The organism is Actinoplanes sp. NPDC089786, from assembly GCF_040684855.1.
GTDB lineage: Bacteria > Actinomycetota > Actinomycetes > Mycobacteriales > Micromonosporaceae > Actinoplanes.
This window is the reverse complement of record NZ_JBFBGU010000017.1, coordinates 183073-206056: the sequence shown is the minus strand read 5'-3', so window position 1 is coordinate 206056 and position 22984 is coordinate 183073. Positions and strand designations below refer to the sequence as shown.

Genomic DNA, 22984 nt, shown 5'->3' with positions numbered 1-22984 from the left:
ACGGCAACCTGACCCAGTCGCAGATCGCCGACCAGGTCGGCATCTCGCAGATGCACGTGTCCCGCCTGCTCACCAAGGCGCTCACCAAGCTGCGTGTCCAGCTGGCGGCCGGTTTCTAGGGCCTGTCCTGCTGTGCCCGGGGTGGCTCCGATGAGCCACCCCGGCACCGTCAGTTGTTCGCGTTCCAGTTCAGCCGGGTGAGCTGCGCCCGGGCCTCGTCGGCCACCTCGGCGTCGGCCGTCACCGCGTACTGCGAGGCGGTCAGCGACGAGCGCGACGAGAAGTCCCGCCGGCCGCCGGTCATCGCATGGGCCAGGGCGCCGAAGATCGCGCCCCAGATCCCACCGATGATCAGGCCGGCCAGGATCACCGCGACCCAGTTCGAGTCGCTGAAGATGCCGAACAGCAGGCCGATGAACAGGCCGAACCAGGCGCCACTGGCGAAACCGGCCAGCGCCGCCCGGCCGACGGTCACCCGGCCCAGCACGTTCTCGACGATCCGCAGGTCGGTGCCGACGATGGCGACCCGCTGGACCGGGAACTTGTTGTCCGACAGGTAGTCGACCGCGCGCTGGGCGGACGCGTAGTCGGGGTAGGTGGCGACGGCCACGGTCGGCCCGATCTCGGCCGCGCCCGGGTTCTGGGCCGGGACGACCGGGGTGCCGGCCGGGCCCGGTGGGATGGTGCCGTCAGGTGGCGTGGTCATGGTTGAACCTCCTTGGACGTCGCCTCGGGCGCCTCCGAACGGGCGCCCGCGACGGACGGCTTGGGGCGGGCGGCCGGGCCGGATGACTCGAGGGGCGGCTGGTCACCGGCGGCCAGGCGGGCCCAGATCAGGAAGACCGCGGCGACCGCGGCGGTGATGGCGGCGGCCCCGGTCAGGAACGCGAAGCGGCCGGACACCAGGTCGGGGGTCACCCGCTCGAAGAGCACCACCGCGCCCAGCCCGACCCCGACCAGCGCCGACAGCGCGCCGCCGGCCACGAACAGCCCGGTCGCCAGCCGTCCCGGCCGCTCGACCGGGCCGGGCTTGCGCCGGCGGAGCCGCACCCGCAGGAAGAACGTCACCAGCCCGCCCCAGGCGAGCACCACGAGCAGGGCGGCGATGGTGTCGCTGGGCCGGTGCCACTCGGCCCAGACGGTGGCCACCGCGATCACCGCGACAAAGGCCGCGCCGATCAGCGAGACCAGACCGCGGATCGCCAGCGGCAGGACCAGGACCAGCGCGAACGCCACCGATGCGGCGGCCGTGGTGTGGCCGCTGGGGAACGAGTTGGGCATCGGGTAGCCGTCCAGCTCGGGCCGCGGCAGCCGCATCTTGAGCAGCCGGCTGGTCGCGTTGGCCCCGACCACCATGACGGCGGCGGCGCCGGCCAGGTCGGCCCGGCGGCGGATGACCCCGATCAGCGCGATGGCCACGCAGACCAGCACCAGGCTGGCCAGCGAGGTGCCGTTCAGGGCCCGTTGCATGATCTCGACGGCCCGTTCGTGCCCGACGTCGGAGTTCCGCAGGGCGGCGGTGTCGATCTCCTGCCCGAGCGCGGAGAGCACGAACACCCGGTAGATCGCGGCGGCGCCGGCCGCGCCGACGACCGCCGCCAGGATCGGCGTGAACAGGTGCAGGGCGCCGCGGCGGGCCGGCTTCTTCTTCCGCGGCGCCGGGCGCTTGGCGGGGGTCTTGGTTCGGGTGGCCGTGGCCGTCATCTGTCGGGTTCCTCCGGGGGGCTTGGACGCCAGCCGCTATTGCCCCGGCACGGCCTCATTCGAAACAGGATTCTCTCGGGTCACAACGACTTCACACCAGCGACTGACGCAACCGATGCGCACCCGTTCTCCGCCTGCCCTGGCAACGGCCCCTGGCGACCTTCATGGGGACAACGCCGGACAGCGAAGGGGAACCGTACTCATGCCGCACACCGCCCGTCGACTGCTCACCAGCACGCTGCTGGTGGCCGCCGTGGGAGCCGGGCTGGCCGCCGCCCCGGCCGCCGCGAATGCCGCGACGACCGTGCCCGCCACCGTGCGGGTCAACAGCACCCTCAAGGTTCGTGCCACCCCATCGCTGAGCGGCAGGATCGCCGGCTCGGTCCGTGACGCCCAGCGGATCGGCGTCCTCTGCGTCACCACCGGCACCAACGTGCGCGGCTCGATCCGTACCTCGAACCTGTGGGCCAAGATCGGCACCGGGCGGTACATCTCGTTCGCGTACGTCAGCGCCGCCCGCTCCGTCGGACGCTGCGCGACCACCACCCCGCAGGCCATTCCGGTCAGGACCAAGCCGGGCACCTCGACCGCGCCGAAGTACATCACCGGCAAGATCCGCAGCACCGACGGCCCGGTGAACGTCCGGACCACGCCCAACACGTCGGGCAAGGTCGTGCTGAAGCTGAACAGCGGCCGCAACGCGCTGCTGGTCTGCGCGGTCACCGGCCAGAACGTGGCCGGCACGGTCCGGACCACCGGGCAGTGGGACAAGACCAGCACCGGCCTGTACCTGTCACACGGCTTCGTGATCAGCGCGACCCTGCCGGTGTGCGCCGGCTCGACCCGGCCGAGCACCTCGCCGGCCCTGACCACGGACCAGTTCATCAAGGCCGCGGTGCCGGGCGCCCAGCAGGGCTGGCGGGAGTACGGCGTGCCGCCGTCGGTGACCATCGCCCAGGCCATCCTGGAGTCGGGCTGGGGCCGGAGCACGCTGTCCGGCACGCACAAGAACTACTTCGGCATCAAGTGCCAGAACGGCCGGTACGGCACGCTGGCCAACGGCTGCCAGACGTACAAGACGCAGGAGTGCACCAAGGCCGGCAAGTGCTACGACACCACCGGCGTGTTCCGCACCTACTCGTCGATGGCCAACTCGTTCCGCGACCACGGCAACTTCCTGAAGGTCAACAACCGCTACCAGCCCGCCTTCGCGTACACCAAGAACGCCAACAAGTTCATCTGGAACGTGTGGAAGGCCGGCTACGCCACCGACCCGAACTACTACGGCAAGATCACCGGCATCATGGCCAAGAACAAGCTCTACCAGTACGACACCTGGAAGTAAGGCACCTTCACCCCCGTCGGCCGAACTGGGCCGACGGGGGTGATTTGCGTCTTATGCTCGGTTGAGTGAAGCGACGCGACGATCCCGCCGCCGCCGCGGCGGGCCGCCGCCGGGGTCGCTTTGTCGGTCCCCTGCTCGCCGCCAACGTCGCGGTCCTCGGCGTCACCGTCACCCTGCTGACCGTCACCAGCCTGCGCGCCGCCCAGGAGAACAACGCCGACCGGGTGATGGACCAGCGCACGGCGGTGGCCCGGGCCGCGGTCACGACCGAGACCGGGCGCTACCGCACCCTGCTCCAGGCGGTGGCGGCCGGCGCGGGCACCAACGCCAGGTTCACCGGTACGGACTTCGCCGCGGTCACCGGCCCGCTGGACACGGCCGACCTGCTCGGCGCCATCTCGGTCGCGTACGTGGTGGCCAGCCCGCCGGCCGGCGCCGCCCGCACCCAGGCGAGCTGGCGGTCCCGCGGCGCCGGCGATCTCGTTCTGCACCCACACCCCGGCGCCGCGGAGCACTACTTCTCGGTCTTCAACCGGACCCTGCACGGCGGCACCCCCAGCCCGGCCGGCCGCGACGTGGCCGCCTCGCCGGAGGCCACCGCGGCGCTGGTCGAGGCGCGGCGCACCGGCCGGCCGACCGTCTCCGACACGTACGTCCTGCTCCGCGACCGCGGCCTGCCGGCGCGGCAGCAGCAGCTCTCGTTCGTCTTCGTCGCGCCGGTCTACACGCCGGCGAGCACACCCGTGTTCCAGGGCTGGATGGTGCTGGGCCTGCGCGGCCAGGACTTCCTCGGCGGCGTGCTGAGCACGGCCAGCCAGAACCAGCTGGACGGCGAGCTGCTGGCCACCAACGGCGACGGCCGCCGGGTACGTGTCGCCGTCTACACCGCCCGCGGGACCCGTGACCTGGTCCGCGAGGCCACCTTCCCGGTCGCGAACCGGCAGTGGACGCTGATCACCGGGGCCGACTCGGGCTTTCTGCCCGGCGCCCGCAGCAGCCTGCCGACCACCGTGCTGCTCGGCGGCATCGCGCTCACCATGATGCTCGCGGCGCTGGTGCACGTGCTGGCCAACGGGCGGTCCAAGGCCCGCTGGCAGGTGCAGGTGGCGACGGCCGACCTGCGGACCGCCGAGGCGGAGAGCCGCCGCCAGGCCGGCCTGCTCGGGGCGATCATGGCGAGCCTCGGCGACGGCGTCGGCGTGGTCGACGGGAACGGCGACTTCCTGCTGCACAATCCGGCCGCCAAGGCGCTGCTCGGCGTGGACGACGAGGTACGCGGGCCGGGGGAGTGGCAGGAGCACTACGGGCTGTTCCGGGCGGACGGGCGCACCCCGTTCCCGATCGAGGAGATGCCGCTGGTCCGGGCCCTGCACGGCGAGTCGTCGGACGGCGTGGAGATGCTCGTCCGCAACGCCGAGCGCCCGGACGGCATCCTGATCAGCGTCGACGGGCGCCCGCTGGACGAGAGCGCCGGCCAGCCCGGCGCGGTCGCGGTCTTCCACGACATCACCGAGCTGCGGCGGTACGAGACCGACCTGTCGGTGTTCGCCGGCGTGGTCGCCCACGATCTGAAGGCGCCGCTGGCCGTGGTCCGCGGCCACTGCGAGACGGCCGCCGAGGAGCTGGCCGAGGCGGACGACTCGGCCGAGGTGGCGGGCGCGATCCGGGCGCTCGACCGGATCACCCTGGCCGCCGACCGGATGGCGGCCCAGATCGACACGCTGCTGGCCTACACCACCTCGAAGGACGCCCCGCTGCGCCGCGAGACGGTCGCGCTGGGGCCGCTGGTCGACGACGTCATCCTCGGCCGCACCGGCCCGCGCCGCCCCGGTGACGCCCCGCCGCCGGACTTCTACATCGGCCCGTTGCCGGACGTCTACGCCGACCCCGCGATGCTCCGGCACGTGCTGGACAACCTGATCGGCAACGCCCTCAAGTACGTCCCGAAGGGCCGCCCGGCCCGGGTCGACGTGACCGCCGCGCAGGCCGGCCCCGGCTGGTGCCGGGTCGAGATCGCCGACCGCGGCATCGGCATCCCCGACGAGGACAAGCCGGACATCTTCGAGTCGTTCCACCGCGCCCGCACCGCCGCCGGCTACGCCGGAACCGGCCTCGGCCTGGCCATCTGCCGCCGTATCGTCGAGCGCCACGGCGGCCAGATCGGCGTCGCCGACAACCCCGGCGGCGGCACCCGCTTCCACTTCACCCTGCCCCTGGCCGCCGGCGCCCTCGCGATCCCGCCCGCTTCTGTGCCCGCCCTGGACGCCGTCTCCTAGCGGGAGGGCGGCGATAATCACGCGGCGTTTCGGACGTCGTCTGCCTAGACTTGCTGCGCTATGTCTGTCACCGTGCCCGAACTGCGCCGCCGCCTGTCCGATCTGCTCCCCCGCGACGAGCGCCGGCTCCAGCGGCGGCTCGAGGGCACCCGGCGGATGCAGGACGACGAGCGCAAGGCCGCCGCGCTCGCCGACATCGCCGCCGAGGTCGACGCGGCCATGGCGAAGAGGGACGCGCGGCGGGCGTCCGTACCCGAGATCAAATATCCCGACGACCTGCCGGTCTCGGCGCGGCGGGACGACATCGCCGCGGCCATCCGGGACAACCAGGTCGTGATCCTGGCCGGCGAGACCGGCTCGGGCAAGACCACCCAGCTGCCGAAGATCTGCCTCGAGCTGGGCCGGGGGGTGCGCGGGCAGATCGGGCACACCCAGCCGCGCCGGATCGCCGCGCGCACGGTCGCCGAACGCATCGCCGAGGAGCTGGGCACGCCGCTCGGGACCACGGTGGGCTACAAGGTGCGGTTCACCGACCAGTCCGGCGAGGACACGCTGGTCAAGGTGATGACCGACGGCATCCTGCTGGCCGAGATCCAGAACGACCGGTCGCTGCGCCGCTACGACACGCTGATCATCGACGAGGCCCACGAGCGCAGCCTGAACATCGACTTCCTGCTCGGCTACCTCCGCGAGCTGCTGCCCCGCCGGCCCGACCTCAAGGTGATCATCACGTCGGCCACGATCGAGACGCAGCGGTTCGCCGATCACTTCGGCGGCGCCCCGATCATCGAGGTGACCGGGCGGACGTACCCGGTCGAGGTCCGTTATCGCCCGCTCGACCCGGACGCCGAGCAGGACCAGATCGACGGCATCTCGGCCGCGGTGGACGAGCTGGCCGGCGAGAGCAGCGGCGACATCCTGGTCTTCCTGAGCGGCGAGCGGGAGATCCGCGACACCGCCGACGCGCTCGAGAAACGGCAACTGCGCAACACCGAGGTGCTTCCGCTGTACGGCCGGCTGAGCGCCGCCGAACAGCACCGGGTGTTCCAGTCGCACCGCGCGCGGCGGATCGTGCTCGCCACCAACGTGGCCGAGACCTCGCTGACCGTCCCGGGCATCAAGTACGTGATCGACCCCGGAACCGCGCGGATGTCCCGGTACAGCAGCCGGCTCAAGGTGCAGCGGCTGCCCATCGAGGACATCTCGCAGGCCAGCGCCAACCAGCGCAAGGGGCGATGCGGGCGTACGTCGGACGGCATCTGCATCCGCCTCTACGACGAGGAGGACTTCACCCAGCGGCCGGAGTTCACCGAGCCCGAGATCCTGCGGACCAACCTGGCCAGCGTCATCCTCCAGATGACCAGCCTCGGCCTGGGCGACCTGGCCAAGTTCCCGTTCATCGACCCGCCGGACAAGCGGAACATCACCGACGGCGTGAAGCTCCTCGAGGAACTCGGCGCCCTGACCGGACGCGAGCTCACGCCGCTCGGCCGCAAGCTCGCCCAGCTGCCGGTCGACCCGCGGCTCGCGCGCATGGTGATGGAGGCCGACAAGCAGGACTGTGTCGCCGAGGTGATGGTGATCGCGGCGGCGCTGTCCATCCAGGACCCGCGGGAGCGCCCGGCCGACAAGCAGCAGCAGGCCGACGAGAAGCACAGCCGGTTCGTCGACAAGGAATCGGACTTCTTCTCGTACCTCGGCCTCTGGAAGTATCTGCGCGAGAAGCAGCGGGAGCTGTCCGGCAACCAGTTCCGCCGGTTGTGCCGGGCCGAGTTCCTCAACTATCTGCGGGTCCGCGAGTGGCAGGACATCTACTCGCAGCTGCGGCAGGTCGCCCGTACCCTCGGCCTGAATGTCAAAGAGGACCGCGAAGAGGTCTCGCCGGGGCAGAACGTGCACACCGCCCTGCTGTCCGGCCTGCTCAGCCACCTCGGCCTGAAAGACCCGGACAAGCGCGAGTACCTCGGCGCGCGCGGGGCGAAGTTCGCGATCTTCCCGGGCTCGGCGCTGTTCAAGAAGCAGCCTCGCTGGGTGATGTCGGCCGAGCTGGTCGAGACGTCCCGGCTGTGGGGGCGGGTGAATGCTCGGATCGAGCCCGAATGGGCCGAGGCGCTCGCGCCCCACCTGGTCAAACGCAGCTACAGCGAGCCACACTGGGAGAAGAAGCTGGGCTCGGTGATGGCCTTCGAGAAGGTCACGCTGTACGGGCTGCCGATCGTCCCGCGGCGCAAGGTCGGCTACGCCAAGATCGACCCGGCCCTGTGCCGTGAGCTGTTCATCCGCAACGCCCTGGTCGAGGGCGACTGGGACACCCACCACACGTTCGTGGCCGAGAACGCGAAGCTGATCGCCCAGATCGAGGAGATCGAGCACCGCTCGCGCCGCCGGGACATCGCGGTCGACGACGAGACCATCTTCGCGCTGTACGACGCCCGGATCCCGGCCGACGTGGTCTCCGCCCGCCACTTCGACTCGTGGTGGAAGAAGGCCCGGCGGGACGACGCCGGCCTGCTGACCTTCACCCGCGAGCAGCTGATCAACGCCGGTCGCGACGAGGTTCAGCCGGGCGCCTACCCCGACGCGTGGCTGGCCGGCGGCGTGCGGCTCAAGCTGTCCTACCGGTTCGAGCCCGGCAAGCCCGGCGACGGCGTCACCGTCGAGGTGCCGCTGCCGCTGCTCAACAAGCTCGACGCGGACGACTTCGGCTGGTCCGTGCCGGGCATGCGGCAGGACGCGGTGATCGCCCTGATCCGCGCCCTGCCCAAACACCTGCGGACCAGCTTCGTGCCGGTGCCGGACTGGGCCGCCGCCGTCCTCGGCCGCATCCCGGCCCGTCGCGGCGCCCTGCCCGACGCGGTCGGCGACGAGCTGCGCCGGCTCACCGGGACGATCGTGCCGCGGGACGCCTGGCGTCCCGACGCGGTGCCCGAGCACCTGCGGATGAACTTCCGGGTGGTCGACGAGCAGGGCGCGACGCTGGGGGAGGGACGCGACCTCGAGGTGCTGCGGCGCCAGCTGGCCCCTCGGGTACGCGAGACGATCGCCGCCGCGGCCGGTGGGGTCGAACGCACCGGCATCACCACCGGCGACATCGGCACCATCCCGCGCAAGGTCGCCCAGGTCCGGGGCGGCCTCGAGGTCACCGTCTGGCCGGCCCTGGTCGACGAGGGCGACAGCGTGGCCGTCCGGGTCTTCGAGACCAAGGCCGAGCAGCGGGTGGCGATGCGCGCCGGGACCCGGCGGCTGCTCCTGCTGACGCTGCCGCCGGCCGCCCGCTACCTGCAGGGGCGGCTGGACAACCGGGCCAAGCTCGAACTGTCGCGCGGGAACCCGTACCGCTCGATCGCCGATCTCCTCGACGACTGCGCGGGCGCCGCGGTCGACCGCATGGTGCAGGACGCCGGCGGGCCGGCCTGGGACAAGGCCGGGTTCATGGCGTTGCGCGAGCAGGTGCGGGCCGACCTGGTCGACGCCACGGCGGCGGTGGTCAAGCAGGTGCAGTCGGTGCTGGCCACGGCGTACGACGTCGGCCAGCGGCTGTCCGGCACGTCCGATCCCGCCCTGATCGCGCCGCTGGCCGACATCCGGCAGCAGCTCACCGGCCTCGTGCACCCCGGCTTCGTCACCGAGACCGGCTGGCGGCAGCTGCACCACCTGCCCCGCTACCTCAAGGCCATCTCGCACCGGCTCGACCGGCTCGGCGGCAACCTGGCTCGCGACCGGCAGCTGACCAGCCAGGTGCGGGAGATCGAGCGGGAGTACCGCGAGCTCAAGGCCGAGCTGCCGGCCGGGGACGGCCTGACCGAGATCCGCTGGATGATCGAGGAGCTGCGGGTCGGGTTGTTCGCCCAGGCGCTCGGCACCGCGTACCCGGTTTCCGACAAACGCATCTACAAGGCCATGGACGCCCTGCCCGCGTAGCACCTTCTGTCCGGTCCTGCCCCACCCCGTCCTCGACCCGAGGCCGCCGATCTCCTGGCCGCAACACCGCCGCCACACTTCCTGTGGACAGTTAGCACTTCCGCAACATCCCCGGCCTACATTCTTGCCCACCCAGTGCACGGGGCGGGGGTGGCGGCGGCCCGCGAAAACGCCGCAAAACGGACTTGCGGGAGCCGGGGGGTGCGGGGGCGGTAGGGCTTGGGTGCCGTTCGGTTACCGCGCTGTGCCGGGGGTCGGGCAGGCCCTAGCGTCTTCCGCATGACGAACGACTTCCTGGCCTTCGCCCCGATCTCGGATGACGCCGCCGCCTCCTCGCCGCAGCCCGCCCTCGAGGCTCAGCTCGACGCCGAGACCCAGCTCGACGCCGCGCTCGACCAGGAGATCGACCTGGACCTGGACATCGAGTTCGACCTGATCGAGCTCGACCTGGACCTGCTGGACGCCGAGGAGACCGTCGACCCGGTCAGCGTCGTCGAGACGGTCGTCGTGCCGGATTCGCCGGCCGCGCTGTTCGCCGCCGTGTCGGTCGTGGTGCCCGACTCGCCGGCCCTGCTCGAGGCGTTCGTGCTGCCCGAGACGCCGGCCCAGCTGGAGGCGCTGGCGCAGCTCGACGAGCTGATGGCCCGGATCGGTGTGGACGGGCTGACCGCCGCGTACGCCGATGTCAGCCTGCTCGTTCAGATCGACCAGCACACCGCCGCCGTACGTGAGTCGCTCGCCGCGGCCGGCCGCCCGGCCGACGCCGACGGGCTGGCCTCGTACGCGAAGTCGATCTCGGCGGCGGCCGAGCGGATGGGCCGTCCGATCCCCGCCGAGGGTGACGCCGACCTGGCCACCGCCGGGTGGCGGCTGGCCGACTGGCACGTGTTGCGCCTGGTGGCCGTGTGTGCGATCGCAGACTCGTCCGGTCTGCTATAAGAATCCGCCCGAACAGGTGGCAAGTCTGATTTGTCGAACTATGGGAGCGAAACGTACGTTTCTCCCATGAAGCTTCCCGCCAGGATTCTCACCCTCGCGCTCATCGTGGTCCCGGCCGTGCCCGCCCTGGCGGCCCCGACATCGCTCGCCGCCGCGGCCTCGCCGGTCGTGGTGGCGCGCTACTCGTTCGACACCACCACCGCCGGCAAGGTGCCCGACCTGTCCGGCAAGGGAGCGCCGCTGACCGTGCGCGCGGCCGACCGCGGCGCCGTCCGCTTCGTGGCCGCCGGCACCGGCCGCTACGTCGGCCTGCCGGTCCGCTGCCCGGCGACCGGCGTCTGCCCGCGGGCGCTGCTCGAAGGCACCAACGACCCCGAGCTCAACCCGGGCACCAGCAACTTCCGCTGGGGCGCGACGATCAACGTCAGCAAGGCCCAGCTGGCCGGCTCGTCCAACATCGTGCAGAAGGGCGTGGCCACCACCGAGAGCCAGTGGAAGATGCAGGTCGGCGAGACCCACGGCCGCGCCCAGTGCGTGGTGGTCGGCCGGGGTGCGGCCACGGCCTACCTGGTCCGCTCGTCGGTGGCCGTCGCCGACGGCAAGTGGCACAAGATCCTGTGCATCCGGGCCGGTGGCTCGATGGCCATCTACGTCGACGGGGTGGCCCGCGGCTCGGTCGCCGTCCCGGCCGCGATGACCATCCTCAACGACAAGCCGCTGCGGATCGGCGGCCCCAACTTCAACACGAGCAGCGACATGTACCACGGCTATCTGGACGACGTGTACGCCACGCTGGGCTGAGCGCACCCCGCGGGACAACCCGGCGGTGGGCGCGCGGAGCGTGACCAGCGACGGCGGCCGGGCCCGGAGGGCGGGACGATGCTGTGCCCGTACCCGTCGAATGTGGACGGCCCGGGAGCGAACCCCCGGGCCGTCACCATCTCCAGGCCGCGTTTCAAACGCGGCCTAGCTCCGCCGGAAGGCGTAGGAGCGGCCCTTGCCGGAGCCGGAGGCGCGACGGGCGTGATCGCGCTCGGAGCGGTTGCGGGCCTCCACGCGGTCGGCGCCGGAACCGTGATGGCGGTCGGCGGAGCGGTCGCGTGGGGCACCGTCCTGGGCGGACGGCAGGGACACCGCGTCGGACAACTCCTGGCGGGCCAGGGCGTCGAGGTCGACGTGGACGGTGAAGGGCTGGGCAGGCATACAGCTACCTCCTCGGGAACGAGTGAGGCGGGCGCCGGGGCAGGCGGAAGGTTGTCGGCACGAAGAAGTGGCTGTCCCCACGGCTGACGAAGGCCGCCGACATGTGTGAATGTGGCTGTGGAACGCGCTTCGTCAGGAGATCATGCGACGACGCTAATCCGCGTCGGCCGGGGGCCGCAACCGAATTGATCCGGCGTCGAGCAGGCGCAGGCAGCCGGGCCAGTCGTGGAGCTGGTCGCGGATCACGCCGAGGCCGGCGGCGAGCGCCTCGGGCGGGACGCCGCGGGCGGTGAGCACGCTGTTCGTCCAGTCGATGAAGTCGGTGAAGACGCGGTCCTCGCCGACGTAGAGCGCCGCGGCCAGGAAGTCGACGATGTGGCCGGTGTCCTCGGCGGTGGCGTCGGCCTGGCGCTGGTCGTACCGGCGGACCTTCGGGTAGGCGGCGGCCAGGCGTTCCAGCGCGGTCGCGATCAGGTCGGCCCGGTGGCGGACCACCCAGGTGTACTCGTCGTCGCCCAGGAAGGCCGAGGCCGACGGGTCGTCGATGACCGGCGGCCAGTCGATGGCCAGGCGGGCCACGGCGTCCTCGGCGCTGCCGGCCCAGGCGTCGGCGCCCATCTTCTCGGCGTAACGGCCGCCGGGGCCGAAGCCGCGCCCGCCCGCGATGACCGGCACCCCGGCCGCGCGGCAGGCCGTGATGGCGGCGTGGGCGCGGGGGAGCCGGGTCGCGATCATGCAGCTCAGCGCGACCGCGTCGGGGCCGGTCTGGTGCAGGTGGGTGACCAGGTGGGGGCCGGGGACGCTGGCGCCGAGGAAGTCGACCCGCCAGCCGTCCAGGCGCAGGGTCTCGGCCAGGATGCGTACGGGCAGCGCGTGCCACTCGCCGTCCACGCAGGCGATGGTGAGCCGCCCCCGGTGCGGTCGCACGTTGGAGCGGGCGGCGACCGCGGCCAGCGCCCGCTCGCTGATGGCCGTGGCCGCGTGTTCGCGGGCGATCGACCACTCGTTGGCCGCCCACAGCTCGCCGACCCGCTGCTGGGCCGGGGTGATCAGGTCGGCCATGATCCGCTGCGCCGGCACGCCCTGGTCGAGCAGCGCCGTGACGGCCTCGACCGCGCCGAACTCGTCGCCGTCGCCGATCAGCCGCAGGAAGTGGTCACGGAACCCGGGATCGTCCAGGGACCGCTGGGCACTGCTGGTGAAGACGGTCATACGCGTTGCCTCGGGCGGCGCTCGTTCCGCCTGGAGTCGATCGCGAAGGGGGACGCGTTGCGGGCGCCGCCGCCGCGGAGGCTGAGCGGGGTACGGGAGGGAGCACGCACCGCGAGCATGGCGATGTCGTCCCGCGTCCCGCCACGCACCCAGTCGGAGACCAGTTGCCGGATCCGCTCGACGGCCGCCGCGCCCGGCATGCCATGGCAGCTCGACAGGGCGGTGTGCAGCCGCTGCTCGCCGTACTGCTCGTTGCCGGACGGCCCGCCGCGCGCCTCGGTCAGCCCGTCGCTGTAGAGCAGGCACAGCTCGCCGGGGGCCAGCTCGACGTCGGCCGGGTGCACCACGATGTCGGGGACGACGCCGACCAGGGTGCCGGAGGTGGCCACCTCCTCGACCGTGCCGTCGGCCCGCAGCACCAGCGGCGGCGGGTGGCCGCCGGAGGCCAGCCGGAGCCGGACCCGGCCGTGGTCGGCGCGGACCACCGAGCCGACCACCAGCGTGACGAACCGGTGTTGCCGGCCGCCCTCGAGCAGGGCCTGGTTGAGCACCCCGAGCATCTCGTCCGGCGGCACCTCGACCAGCCGCAGCGCGCGCAGCATCTGGCGCACCTTGCCGGTCAGCACGGCCGCCTCGGGGCCCTTGCCGCACACGTCGCCGAGCGCGATGACCGTGTCGGGGCTGCGCGGCGTCGGCTTGAACACGTCGTAGAAGTCGCCGCCGACCCGCAGCGAGTCGCGGGCCGCCTGGTACGAGCCGATCAGCTCGACGCCGTCGGGCTGGGGCAGCTCGGGCGGCAGCAGGTCGGCCTGGAGCACGGCGGTGGTGTCGACCTGGTCGCGGTAGAGCAGGGCGGCCGAGATCGCCGCGCCGGCCCGGGCCGCGAAGATCCGGGCCAGCAGCTCGTCGTCGTCGCTGAACGCGGCGTCCGCGCCGCGGCGGGCCAGGATCAGGGCGCCGGCCGGCTCGGCGTTGCCGGGCAGCGGGATGACCAGCAGCGCGCCGATCGGCCCGGACCCGCGCGGCAGCAGCCAGTCGGGCGCCTGGCCGGCGTCCAGCCAGCGGCTCGGGATGGGCGGGAAGTCACCGAGCGCCTCGACCAGCCCGGGCACCTCACCGAGCCGCCGTTCGCGCAGCGTGCCCTCGTCGACGGTGGCCCCGGCGACCAGCCGGACCCACTCGCTCTGCCGGCGCACCGGGGGCAGGACCACCACGGCGGCGTCGGCCAGGTGGGAGACGGCCAGCTCGGCGGTGGTACGCAGCGAGCGCCGATGGTTGAGCGAGGCGGCCAGGCGACGGCCGGCCTCGGCCAGGAACGCGGTGCGGGCCCGCTCCTGCTCGAGCGGGGTCACATCCTGCAGGTACCAGCCGTAGTGCTCGCCGCCCAGGGCACGCCGATCGCCCTGGACGTGACGCCCGTCGAACTGGGCCGTGAACGTGTGGCCACCGGTGGTGATCGCCTCGTTCAGCGCGGCGATCGGCGACGAATCGGCCGACATGCCTGGTCGCAGGGCCGGCGTCAGCGCCCGAGCCGCGTTGTTGACCAGCAGGATCTCGTGGGTATCGACGGCGCACAGCACGACGGCCTCGGAGGTGGCGTCGAGGGCAGCTCGCAGCAGCGCCGGTGCCGGCGCCAGGACGACCGGATCGGTCCGATCCGTTGTCATGCGATCCCCTTCCATCCCCGACAGCCTACGTGCTCCGCCGCCGGGAGGCGCTGCTCAGCGTGTCGTCACCGATCGATCTCGACCACGATCGGAGCGTGATCGGACGGCCCCTTGCCCTTGCGCGCCTCGCGGTCCACCACCGCATCCTTGACCGTGCCGGCGACATCGGCGGTGGCGTAGACCAGGTCGATCCGCATGCCCATGTTCTTGTGGAACATGCCGGCTCGGTAATCCCAATAGGTGAAGGGGTGATCACCCTTCAGAGGGCGGGCGGGCACATCGGTGAACCCCAGGGATCGGATGGCGGCCAGCGCCTCGCGCTCGGGCGGGGTCACGTGGGTGGCGCCGACGAAGGCGGCCGGGTCCCACACGTCGGCGTCGGTCGGCGCCACGTTGAAGTCGCCGGCCACCACGACCGGCCCGGCCGCGACGTCGTCGGCCAGCGCCGTTCGCAAAGCCGACAACCACGACAGTTTGTACGTGTAGTGCGGATCTTCCGGCGCCCGGCCGTTCGGCACGTAGACCGACATGAAACGGATGCCGCCGCAGGTGGCGGTGATCGATCGCGCCTCGGGACCGGGATAGCCGGGCTCGCCGGGGAAGCCGTTGCGTACGTCGGCCAGGCCGACCCGGGACAGCACGGCCACGCCGTTCCAGCGGCCCTGCCCGTACTCGGCGGTCTCGTACCCCAGCTCGCCGACCTCGGCCGACGGGAAATCACCCGGCGCGACCTTCGTCTCCTGCAGCAGCAGGACGTCGGGTTTCGTGTCGCCCAGCCACTCCAGCAGCCGGGGGAGACGTGCCTTGACCGAGTTGACGTTCCAGGTCGCGAACCGCATGCGGCCCAGCGTACGAGGCTACCCGGTGTGCCGCCGGCTACGAACCGCCACGAGCAGGGCGCCGCCCAGGCCGAGGGCGAGAACCAGCAGGGCGAGAACGAGCCACACGTTGCACTCGGCACCGATCAGTCCGGTCACCATGGCCTCCCTTCCCTATGACCTGTGTAACTCATCGGCGCGCGTCGCGCGACCGCAAGCGATCCGTGGTCGCGAATCATGCCCGACCGAGTGGTGTCCGCACCAGACCCGATTGTCTGGTTCGTGGCCGCGATCGATCGGCTAGCTTCTCTCGCGTGCCGAACATCAACGGGGTCGAGGTATTCGACGAGCTGCCGGCGGACCTGATCGACCCGGCCTGGGAGTTCTACCGCACCACGTTCTCGCCGCTGGTCACCCGATCGGCGACCCGCCACCTGATGACCCGCGCCGAGTTCGAGCCGATGATGGCCGACCCCCGGGCGCCCAAATTCCTGACCCGGGACGCCGAGGGCGTGACCGGGCTGTCCGTGATGACCGACGACCTGAGCGCGGTCCCACTGATCTCCCCGCCGTTCTTCGCCGCCCACTGGCCCGAGCTGTACGAGCAGCGCCGGCTGATCTACTGCGTGTTCATCGGCGCGGTCACCGGCGACCGGGGCGACGGCGTCTTCGTCGCCCTCCAGCAGCAGATCTACGACCGCATGGTGCGGCCGGTCGACGCCGCGGTGCTGCTCGACATCTGCATGTGGAACGAGTCGCACCTCAGGCTGCCCTGGGCGGTCGAGGGCATCCTGACCAGGATCGGCGGCGCCGCGACCGCCACCCGGGTCGACAGCCAGTCGTACTGGCTCTACGAGTTCTCGGCCGCGAGCTGATTGCGGCCCTTCGCCGCCGGGCCGGTCGAGCGCTGGTTCTTGCCCGGCGGCAGGCTCGACGCCGCGGCGGCCCGGCCGGCCGCCGGCCCGCCCGCGTGCCAGTGCGCGGCGAACTCGGCCGGCGCCACCGCCGGTCCCCACAGCCAGCCCTGGCCCTGGGTCACGCCGACCGCGGCCAGGGCGTCGCGCTGCCCGCGGTTCTCCACACCCTCGGCGACGATGCTCAGGCCCAGCGCGTAGCTCATCGCCACCACGGCCCGCACGATCTCCTCGTCCTCCAGGCTCTGGCCCAGGCCGGAGACGAACGAGCGGTCGATCTTGACACCGGTGACCGGGAACTTGCGCAGGTAGCCGAGCGCCGAGAAGCCGGTGCCGAAATCGTCGACCAGCAGGCGGACACCCAGCTCACGCAGCTCGAACAGGACGCGTGAGGTGACGCTGGAGCCGTCCACCATCACCGACTCGGTCATCTCCAGGGCCACCGCGCGGGCCGGCACGCCGTACTTCATCAGCTCGGCCGAGACGATCAACGGCAGGTCGGCGTCGTTGAGCTGACGCGGCGAGACGTTGATGGAGAGGTAGAAGTCGTCGGCCACGGTGCCGTCGGCCCGCCACTCGGCCAGCTGGCGCACCGACTCCTCGCGGACCCAGGTGCCGATCTGGGCGATCATCCCGGAATCCTCGGCGATCGGGATGAACGCCATCGGCGGGATCGGGCCCCGGGTCGGGTGGTTCCAGCGCAGCAGCGCCTCGGCGCCCAGCGGCCGGCCGGTGTCGAGCCGCACGATCGGCTGGTACGCCACGTGCAGCTGCCCGTCGGCGAGCGCCTTGCGCAGCTCGGCCTCCAGCTCGATGCGTTCGCGTACCCGGTCGTGCATGGAGGTGTCGAAGATCGTGGAACGGCCGGGGCCCTCGCTCTTGGCCCGGTACATCGCGGTGTCGGCGTCGCGCATCAGCGCCTCCGCGGTCACCGCCGGGTCGCCGTCGGCCGCCGCGTGCGCGATGCCGATCGACGCGCTGATCACCACCTCGGTGTCGTGCACCGCGAGCGGGTGGGTGAAGCAGCTCCGGATCTCGTCGACCACCCGCAGGGCGCCGGGCTTCTCCCCGACGTATGCCAGCAGGAACTCGTCGCCGCCGGTGCGCGCCACCCGTACGCCGTGCGGAACCGCCGCGCGCAACCGGCGCGCCACCTCGATCACCAGCTGGTCGCCGGTGTCGTGGCCCCACGAGTCGTTCACCCACTTGAAGCCGTCCAGATCGAGCAGGTAGACCCAGACCCGGCGGTCGTCCATCGGCGGCGTCTCGATCAGCAGCCGCTCGACGTGCGCGGACATCGAGCGCCGGTTGGGCAGCCCGGTCAGCGGGTCGTGCATGGCCTGGTGCTCGGAATGGCGCTGGGCCGCCGCCTGCGCCCGGACCGCGGTCGCCGCCCGGGCCAGGAGCAGCAGCATCATCAGCCCGCCGCCGGCCCCGATGGTCAGCCGGTACGCCGGCGAGTCGTCGCCGACCAGCACCACCAGCACGAACGGCGCGATCACGGCCGGGCCCAGCAGCGTCATCCGCCGCCACGACCAGGCCTGCACCGGACGCCGGGCCGCGCGGCTGACCTGGGCCACCGACGGGTGCAGCGCGGACATCCCGAGCAGGGCGAAGCCGAGGATGAACGGCACGTCGAGCAGCGGCGAGTCGTAGGTCTTGCCCGACAGACCGATCACCGCGTACGCGAGATCCCCGGTGAACATCAGCACCATCATGCCGATGAACGTCATCAGGCTGACCGGGAACGTGGTCGCGGTGAACGTCAGGTTGACCACGAGCAACAGCAGAATGACGTCGAAGAGGGGGTACGCCGCGGCCAGCGCCGAGACCAGCATCGGCCGGTCGCTGATCGCCGCGGTCGGCGCCGCCAGCAGCAGCACGCCGAGCAGGCCGCCGGCCAGGAAGACGATGAGCCCGTCGAGGACGGCCAGCCCGTCCAGGCTCCGGCGGCTGCGCAGCAGGATGACGAAGCAGGCGGCCAGGGTGAAGTAGCCGGGCACGATCAGGAAGTCGGTGATCAGCGATATCGGGATCGGCTGGTCGGAGAAGAACGGCCGGGTGACCACGCCGAGCAGGAACAGCAGCGCGGTCACGCCGAGCAGCAGCCAGGCCGAGCGCGGCTCGGCGCCGAAGCGGCGCGGGCCGGCGAAGCAGGCCCAGACGGTGCCGACGCCGATCACCATGAAGGCCAGCATCGCGATCTCGAGCTGGCCCAGGCTGGTGGCCACCAGGTAGATCGCGGTCGCGACGAGACCGGCCATGGCGAACACGCGCCACAGCCGCCGGCCGGCGGACGAAGCGCCCGCGGATCCTGACACTGAGCCCCCTTGGCGGGCTCCGTCAGTCGCCGAGGATCAAGAAGCCTGGGTGCCCGCCGAAGGCACCGTACCCGGTGACCAATGGCCCGTGGCAGTGGTTCCGTGGACAAACAACGTCGGGCAGGCGCCGCGGCGGAGCAGCTGGAGCGCCACCGGCCCCAGAAGCTGCGTTCCGTCCATTCCCCGCGGCCCGACGAGTACCATCCGCGCCTTCCGCGACGCCCGGACCAGCGCGCTGCCCGGCTCGCCGATCAGCAGGCGGGTGGTCGCGTCGTGCGACTCGGGCACCGCCTCCATCGCCCGGTCGAGCAGATCCTGGCCGGCCGGCCGCCCCGCCTTCCGGGAGACCACGTGGGCCACCTCGAGCGGCAGCGCGCGGCGCGCGGCCTCCTCGGCGGCGAGCTGCAGGGCGTGGAGCGACTCGTCGGAGCCGTCGACGCAGGCGAGCAGCGGACCGGACGGCGGACGCGGGCCCCGCGCCACCACGGTCGGGCAGAACGCCCGGGACACCGCCTGGTAGAGCACCGAGTCGACCGGCGCGTCGTCCTCGTCACCGAGCACCAGCAGCTCGGCGCCGCGGCTCTGCTGCACCAGCACCCGGACGGCCAGGCCATCGGCGACCAGGCCGCTCGCCTTGACGCCCGGCACCGAGCGCTGGGCCGCGGCGACCGCCCGGTCGACCAGCCGGCTGGCCTCACGCCGGGACTGGGCGTACCCCTGGGGCGGCCGTCCGAATCGAGGGTCAGGCCAGCTGAAAGCGTGCACCACCCGCAACTTCCGGCCTCGGGCCACGGCCTCCCGGGCGCCCAGACGCACCGCGGCGAGGCTCGCCGCACTGCTGTTGACGCCCACGACCACGGGGGACTGCTTCGGGGTCCGCATCGACACCCACCTCCACGGACCATTATCTATGGCGTACGCGATTCCTCGCGCTTCGTGATCTATTCCTCAGAGCATTGGCCGCCTGATGACCCATTCAGGTTGAGGGTTTACGGTGAACTTCACGTTCTTGGGGACATCTGCCGGTGAAGTGAGGGAAATACATGACGGATGTCAAGCTTGACCACCCCGGTGGCCAGCTGTCGATGCCGGTACGCTCCGCTACCGAGGGTCCCGGTGGCATCGAGATCAGCGCGCTGCTGAAGGAGACCGGCTTCGTCACCCTGGACACCGGCTTCGTCAACACCGCCTCGTGCGCGTCGACGATCACGTACATCGATGGCGACGCCGGCATCCTGAGGTACCGCGGCTACCCGATCGAGCAGCTCGCCGAGAAGGCGTCGTTCCTCGAGGTGTCCTACCTCCTGATCCACGACAAGCTGCCGACGCCGGCCGAGCTGGCCGCGTTCAGCGACCAGATCCGGATGCACACGCTGCTGCAGGAGGAGATGCGCAACTTCTTCTCCGGCTTCCCGCGCGACGCCCACCCGATGGCCGTCCTGTCGTCCGCGGTCACCGCGCTGTCCACCTTCTATCAGGACGCGCTCGACCCGACCGACCAGGAACAGGTCGAGATCTCCGGCATCCGCCTGATGGCGAAACTTCCGACCATCGCGGCGTACGCCTACAAGAAGAGCATCGGCCACCCGCTGCCCTACCCCGACAACTCGCTGGACTACGTGCAGAACTTCCTGCGCATGACCTTCGGGCTGCCCACGGTGGAGTACGACGTCGACCCCGAGATCGCCAAGATCCTCGACATGCTCTTCGTGCTGCACGCCGACCACGAGCAGAACTGCTCCACGTCGACGGTCCGGCTCGTCGGCTCGGCCCAGGCCAACCTGTTCGCCTCGGTCTCGGCCGGCGTCAACGCCCTGTCCGGCCCCCTGCACGGCGGCGCCAACGCGGCGGTCCTCGAGATGCTCGAGCTGATCAAGAAGGACGGCGGCGACGTCGGCACCTTCGTGAACCGCGTGAAGAACAAGGAAAAAGGCGTCAAGCTGATGGGCTTCGGCCACCGGGTCTACAAGAACTACGACCCGCGCGCCGCCATCGTCAAGAAGGCCGCGCAAGACATGCTGTCCAAGATGGAGCGGCCCGACCCCCTGCTCGAACTGGCCTTCCAGCTCGAGGAGATCGCCCTCAGCGACGACTACTTCGTCTCCCGCAAGCTCTACCCGAACGTCGACTTCTACACGGGCCTCATCTACAAGGCGATGGGCTTCCCGACCAAGATGTTCACGGTGCTGTTCGCCCTGGGCCGCCTCCCCGGCTGGATCGCCCAGTGGCGCGAGATGATGCTCGACCCGGCCACCAAGATCGGCCGCCCCCGCCAGCTCTACACCGGCGAGGCCGAGCGCCCGTTCGTCGCCATCACCGAGCGCTAACCGTCCGTCTCGGCGGGTTCCTCCGCCACAGCGGTTCCGTCGTCACAGCCTCCGGCTCTCCTCAGAGCCGGGGGCTGTTTCGCCGGTCCGGCGCGGGCTTCTCCTGGCGCGTCCGTCGCTTGACGCGCCGGCTCTCCCCTGGGGCGCGGGTCCGTTGTTCGGCGCCAGCTCTTGTTTAGATACGCGCAACGTCGAAGTCACGCGACGCACACGCCGGGCCGTCGCTGGTCACCCTCCCTGCCCAGCCGCCGGGTCGTCCCGCGTGGCTCGCGCCGCCAACCGCCGCGCCGTGCCGCCAACCGCCGCGCCCGCCGCCCGCGCGTTCGCCGCCCGCGTCCGCCGCCCGCCACGCTCGCTGCCTGCCGTGCCCGTGGTCGCGGCGCGCCCCTGGTCATTGTTGGTTCCTGTTGCTTATTTCAGTGCGTCCAACCAGGCGAGGATGGGGGACGGGCCGTCTTCGCTTGAAAGGCGCGCGGCGATCGCCTCGGCTCGCGCGCGTCGGTGGGGGTTGGTGGTCGCTTCCGTCAGGGCTGCGGCCAGGTGGTCGGAGGTCAGGCGGGACATCGGGATCGGTCGAGTGCCCGCGCCCAACGCGTGGACTCTCGACGCCCAGAAGGGCTGGTCGGCCAGCACGGGCACGGGCACCGCGGGGACGCCCGCCCGAAGCGCCGCAGCCGTCGTGCCCGCGCCGGCGTGGTGAACGACCGCGGCCATTCGAGGGAAGAGCCAGTCGTGTGGGGCCTCGCCGATGGTGAAGACGTCGCCACCGCGCTCGCCACCGCCACCTCCGCTGCCGCCGCGCTCGCCGCCACCTCCGCTGCCGCCATCGCCATCGCCGCCGCTGCCGCGCTCGCCGCCGCTGCCGCGCTCGCCGCCGCTGCCGCGCTCGCCGTCTGCTTGGTTGGTCTTGCTGCTGGGGACGCCGCTGGTGTGGGCGTTGAGGGTCAGGCCGGCCCAGCCGGCCTGGATCACGGCTCGGACGCCGGCCTTGCGGATGGCGCTCTGGATGATGGGGGCGAGGCGGGCGCCCTGGGCGGGGGCCATGCTGCCGAAGCCGATGAAGACCGGTGGTGGGCCGGCGGCCAGGAAGTCGTGCAGGGCCGGCGGTGGGGCCCAGTCGGTGGGGGAGGGTGATCCGGCGGCGGGCGCTGCTGACCGCGGGGCTGGCCGTGGCCGGCGCCGGCGCCACCGCCGGTGTGCTCCGGCTGGGCGGCGGATCCGGTGTCACGCCGCCGGCCAACGACCGGCTCGACGCACCGACCCGGGGTGACCTGGCCACCGACGCCGTCTTCCTGGACGCGGCGATCAACGCCTGGCGGTCGGCCCTGCCGGCGTCGGTGCGTACTGTCGGCGAACCGAACGTGGCGTGGGCCGGCACCACGCCGGCCGGGCGGCTGGCGCTGGTCGCCCAGCGCATCCCGCTCGACGACCCGCCCGGCGGGCCGGTCCACTACGGCGTCACCGGCTTCGTCGAGCTGCGCGACGGCGCGTCCCAGTGGACGGTCGGCGGCCCCGAGACCATGGTCACCGGCTGGGACAACGCGAACGCCTTCCTGGTCGGCGAGGCGGTCGACCCGGCCTTCCAGAAGTTCGTCAAGCAGTGGAGCGACGCCTCGCGGAGCCCGCAGACGCTGATCGTGGTCGACGACGGACGCCCCACCCGGTTCGCCTCGCGCTACACCGTCGACAGGGCCGGTCGCATCGTTTGGTCGTTCGAGGATGTCGCCTTCCGCGAGGGCTCGGCCACCCGGCCGATCTCCAACCCGGCCTCGTTCGCGCTGGTCGCCGGGGGGCGCCGGGTCGAACTGGGCAACCCGAAGGGCAGCCTGCCCCTCGATGAGTTGCCCTCGTCGCGAGAGGTCGGGCTGGGCGGGAGCGGCGACGAACGGCGAGACGTCCGCAACATCCCGGGCTACGAGGACATGTCGGGCTATCACCACCCGTCCCTCACCACCGCCTGGCGGATCGCCGGTGTCACGCCCGACAACCGCGCGTTCGTCCTGCAGACCATGGTCGACGACCGGACGATCCGGCTGTTCCGGTTCCTCGACGGCGAGCAGCCCGAGTTTCTCGGGGTCGTCCCGGAACGCCGCCAGTCCGCCTTCGCCACGCGACTGCCCGACGGCCAGGGCATCGTGTTCGCCTCGAAACGATCCCGCTTCCGCTACCGCCGGCTCAACGGCGGCTGGATCACCAACCCGGACGCGGCGGCCCTGCTGCCCCCCGACACGCTCGAGATCCGCTACCAGGACGGCGCCAATGAGGTGCTCTTGCCCGTCCCGACCTGAGACCCAGAGCGGAGAAGACACGGAGGCGGTTCGGCCTGGGGCCTGTGCG

Annotated in this window: 18 protein-coding genes; 9 read left to right on the top strand and 9 right to left on the bottom strand. The window is 71.9% G+C overall.

The window, feature by feature from the left end:
* On the top strand, nt 1–119 hold a 119-nt coding region (locus tag AB0O15_RS35040; protein ID WP_364327852.1), incomplete at its 5' end, for a sigma factor-like helix-turn-helix DNA-binding protein.
* Between the two features lie 50 nt (nt 120–169).
* Here AB0O15_RS35040 and AB0O15_RS35035 read toward each other — a convergent pair.
* Both AB0O15_RS35035 and AB0O15_RS35030 read right to left on the bottom strand, forming a co-directional pair.
* A complete protein-coding gene (locus tag AB0O15_RS35035) occupies nt 170–706 on the bottom strand; it encodes a general stress protein (RefSeq protein ID WP_364327828.1) in 537 nt (178 codons plus the stop codon).
* Nucleotides 703–1704, bottom strand: coding sequence for a phosphatase PAP2 family protein (locus AB0O15_RS35030; protein ID WP_364327825.1), 1002 nt, complete (start codon nt 1702–1704; stop codon nt 703–705). The genes AB0O15_RS35035 and AB0O15_RS35030 overlap by 4 nt, the downstream gene beginning before the upstream one ends.
* A gap of 202 nt (nt 1705–1906) precedes the next feature.
* Between AB0O15_RS35030 and gsmA the strand changes: the two genes are divergently transcribed.
* The 5 genes from gsmA to AB0O15_RS35005 all read left to right on the top strand — a co-directional run bounded on the left by gsmA (nt 1907) and on the right by AB0O15_RS35005 (nt 10986).
* Nucleotides 1907–3049, top strand: a complete 1143-nt coding sequence (gene gsmA / locus AB0O15_RS35025) for a sporangiospore maturation cell wall hydrolase GsmA (protein ID WP_364327822.1) — start codon at nt 1907–1909, stop codon at nt 3047–3049.
* Between the two features lie 65 nt (nt 3050–3114).
* Nucleotides 3115–5325, top strand: a complete 2211-nt coding sequence (locus tag AB0O15_RS35020; protein WP_364327819.1) for an ATP-binding protein — start codon at nt 3115–3117, stop codon at nt 5323–5325.
* 60 nt (nt 5326–5385) lie between these two features.
* Nucleotides 5386–9246, top strand: a complete 3861-nt coding sequence (gene hrpA, locus AB0O15_RS35015) for an ATP-dependent RNA helicase HrpA (protein ID WP_364327816.1) — start codon at nt 5386–5388, stop codon at nt 9244–9246.
* A gap of 279 nt (nt 9247–9525) precedes the next feature.
* Nucleotides 9526–10185: a DUF6401 family natural product biosynthesis protein gene (locus AB0O15_RS35010; protein WP_364327813.1), complete on the top strand. Its 660-nt coding sequence runs from the start codon at nt 9526–9528 to the stop codon at nt 10183–10185.
* 66 nt (nt 10186–10251) lie between these two features.
* Nucleotides 10252–10986 carry a LamG domain-containing protein gene (locus AB0O15_RS35005; protein WP_364327810.1) on the top strand — a complete coding sequence of 245 codons (735 nt, stop codon included), beginning with the start codon at nt 10252–10254 and terminating at the stop codon, nt 10984–10986.
* Between the two features lie 165 nt (nt 10987–11151).
* Here the strand turns inward: AB0O15_RS35005 and AB0O15_RS35000 are convergent, their stop codons facing one another.
* The 4 genes from AB0O15_RS35000 to AB0O15_RS34985 all read right to left on the bottom strand — a co-directional run bounded on the left by AB0O15_RS35000 (nt 11152) and on the right by AB0O15_RS34985 (nt 15106).
* Entirely contained in the window at nt 11152–11388 is a 237-nt protein-coding gene (locus tag AB0O15_RS35000; RefSeq protein ID WP_364327807.1) for a hypothetical protein, read from the bottom strand.
* A gap of 153 nt (nt 11389–11541) precedes the next feature.
* Nucleotides 11542–12600: a cobalamin-dependent protein gene (locus AB0O15_RS34995; RefSeq protein ID WP_364327804.1), complete on the bottom strand. Its 1059-nt coding sequence runs from the start codon at nt 12598–12600 to the stop codon at nt 11542–11544.
* Entirely contained in the window at nt 12597–14267 is a 1671-nt protein-coding gene (locus AB0O15_RS34990; RefSeq protein WP_364327801.1) for a PP2C family protein-serine/threonine phosphatase, read from the bottom strand. Before AB0O15_RS34990 ends, AB0O15_RS34995 begins: the two co-directional genes overlap by 4 nt.
* A gap of 65 nt (nt 14268–14332) precedes the next feature.
* Complete coding sequence (locus AB0O15_RS34985) at nt 14333–15106, bottom strand: exodeoxyribonuclease III (RefSeq protein ID WP_364327798.1); 774 nt, start codon at nt 15104–15106, stop codon at nt 14333–14335.
* Between the two features lie 293 nt (nt 15107–15399).
* Here AB0O15_RS34985 and AB0O15_RS34980 point away from each other — a divergent pair, with 293 nt between their 5' ends.
* The gene (locus AB0O15_RS34980; RefSeq protein WP_364327795.1) at nt 15400–15960 is read left to right on the top strand and encodes a hypothetical protein; all 561 of its coding nucleotides are present in this window, start codon (nt 15400–15402) and stop codon (nt 15958–15960) included.
* On the opposite strand, the gene AB0O15_RS34975 is transcribed toward AB0O15_RS34980, so the two are convergent.
* Both AB0O15_RS34975 and AB0O15_RS34970 read right to left on the bottom strand, forming a co-directional pair.
* Nucleotides 15936–18320: an EAL domain-containing protein gene (locus AB0O15_RS34975; RefSeq protein ID WP_364327792.1), complete on the bottom strand. Its 2385-nt coding sequence runs from the start codon at nt 18318–18320 to the stop codon at nt 15936–15938. The two genes, AB0O15_RS34980 and AB0O15_RS34975, sit on opposite strands and share 25 nt — an antisense overlap.
* 36 nt (nt 18321–18356) lie before the next feature.
* Complete coding sequence (locus tag AB0O15_RS34970; protein ID WP_364327789.1) at nt 18357–19202, bottom strand: universal stress protein; 846 nt, start codon at nt 19200–19202, stop codon at nt 18357–18359.
* A 161-nt stretch (nt 19203–19363) separates the two neighbouring features.
* On the opposite strand from AB0O15_RS34970, the gene AB0O15_RS34965 reads away from it, so the two are divergent.
* Nucleotides 19364–20647: a citrate synthase gene (locus AB0O15_RS34965; RefSeq protein ID WP_364327786.1), complete on the top strand. Its 1284-nt coding sequence runs from the start codon at nt 19364–19366 to the stop codon at nt 20645–20647.
* 411 nt (nt 20648–21058) lie between these two features.
* Here AB0O15_RS34965 and AB0O15_RS34960 read toward each other — a convergent pair whose 3' ends face one another.
* Nucleotides 21059–21691, bottom strand: a complete 633-nt coding sequence (locus AB0O15_RS34960) for a nucleotide disphospho-sugar-binding domain-containing protein (protein ID WP_364327783.1) — start codon at nt 21689–21691, stop codon at nt 21059–21061.
* Nucleotides 21692–21777: 86 nt separating this feature from the next.
* On the opposite strand from AB0O15_RS34960, the gene AB0O15_RS34955 reads away from it, so the two are divergent.
* The gene (locus AB0O15_RS34955; RefSeq protein ID WP_364327780.1) at nt 21778–22935 is read left to right on the top strand and encodes a hypothetical protein; all 1158 of its coding nucleotides are present in this window, start codon (nt 21778–21780) and stop codon (nt 22933–22935) included.
* The last annotated feature ends 49 nt before the right edge of the window (nt 22936–22984 follow it).

What these genes read in the sequence shown, in the direction of transcription:
- AB0O15_RS35035 (WP_364327828.1), bottom strand. Translation starts at nt 706, where the DNA reads ATGACCACGCCACCTGACGGCACCATCCCACCGGGCCCGGCCGGCACC.
- AB0O15_RS35030 (WP_364327825.1), bottom strand. Translation starts at nt 1,704, where the DNA reads ATGACGGCCACGGCCACCCGAACCAAGACCCCCGCCAAGCGCCCGGCG.
- gsmA (WP_364327822.1), top strand. Translation starts at nt 1,907, where the DNA reads ATGCCGCACACCGCCCGTCGACTGCTCACCAGCACGCTGCTGGTGGCC.
- hrpA (WP_364327816.1), top strand. Translation starts at nt 5,386, where the DNA reads ATGTCTGTCACCGTGCCCGAACTGCGCCGCCGCCTGTCCGATCTGCTC.
- AB0O15_RS35010 (WP_364327813.1), top strand. Translation starts at nt 9,526, where the DNA reads ATGACGAACGACTTCCTGGCCTTCGCCCCGATCTCGGATGACGCCGCC.
- AB0O15_RS35005 (WP_364327810.1), top strand. Translation starts at nt 10,252, where the DNA reads ATGAAGCTTCCCGCCAGGATTCTCACCCTCGCGCTCATCGTGGTCCCG.
- AB0O15_RS35000 (WP_364327807.1), bottom strand. Translation starts at nt 11,388, where the DNA reads ATGCCTGCCCAGCCCTTCACCGTCCACGTCGACCTCGACGCCCTGGCC.
- AB0O15_RS34995 (WP_364327804.1), bottom strand. Translation starts at nt 12,600, where the DNA reads ATGACCGTCTTCACCAGCAGTGCCCAGCGGTCCCTGGACGATCCCGGG.
- AB0O15_RS34990 (WP_364327801.1), bottom strand. Translation starts at nt 14,267, where the DNA reads ATGACAACGGATCGGACCGATCCGGTCGTCCTGGCGCCGGCACCGGCG.
- AB0O15_RS34985 (WP_364327798.1), bottom strand. Translation starts at nt 15,106, where the DNA reads ATGCGGTTCGCGACCTGGAACGTCAACTCGGTCAAGGCACGTCTCCCC.
- AB0O15_RS34970 (WP_364327789.1), bottom strand. Translation starts at nt 19,202, where the DNA reads ATGCGGACCCCGAAGCAGTCCCCCGTGGTCGTGGGCGTCAACAGCAGT.
- AB0O15_RS34965 (WP_364327786.1), top strand. Translation starts at nt 19,364, where the DNA reads ATGACGGATGTCAAGCTTGACCACCCCGGTGGCCAGCTGTCGATGCCG.
- AB0O15_RS34960 (WP_364327783.1), bottom strand. Translation starts at nt 21,691, where the DNA reads ATGGCCCCCGCCCAGGGCGCCCGCCTCGCCCCCATCATCCAGAGCGCC.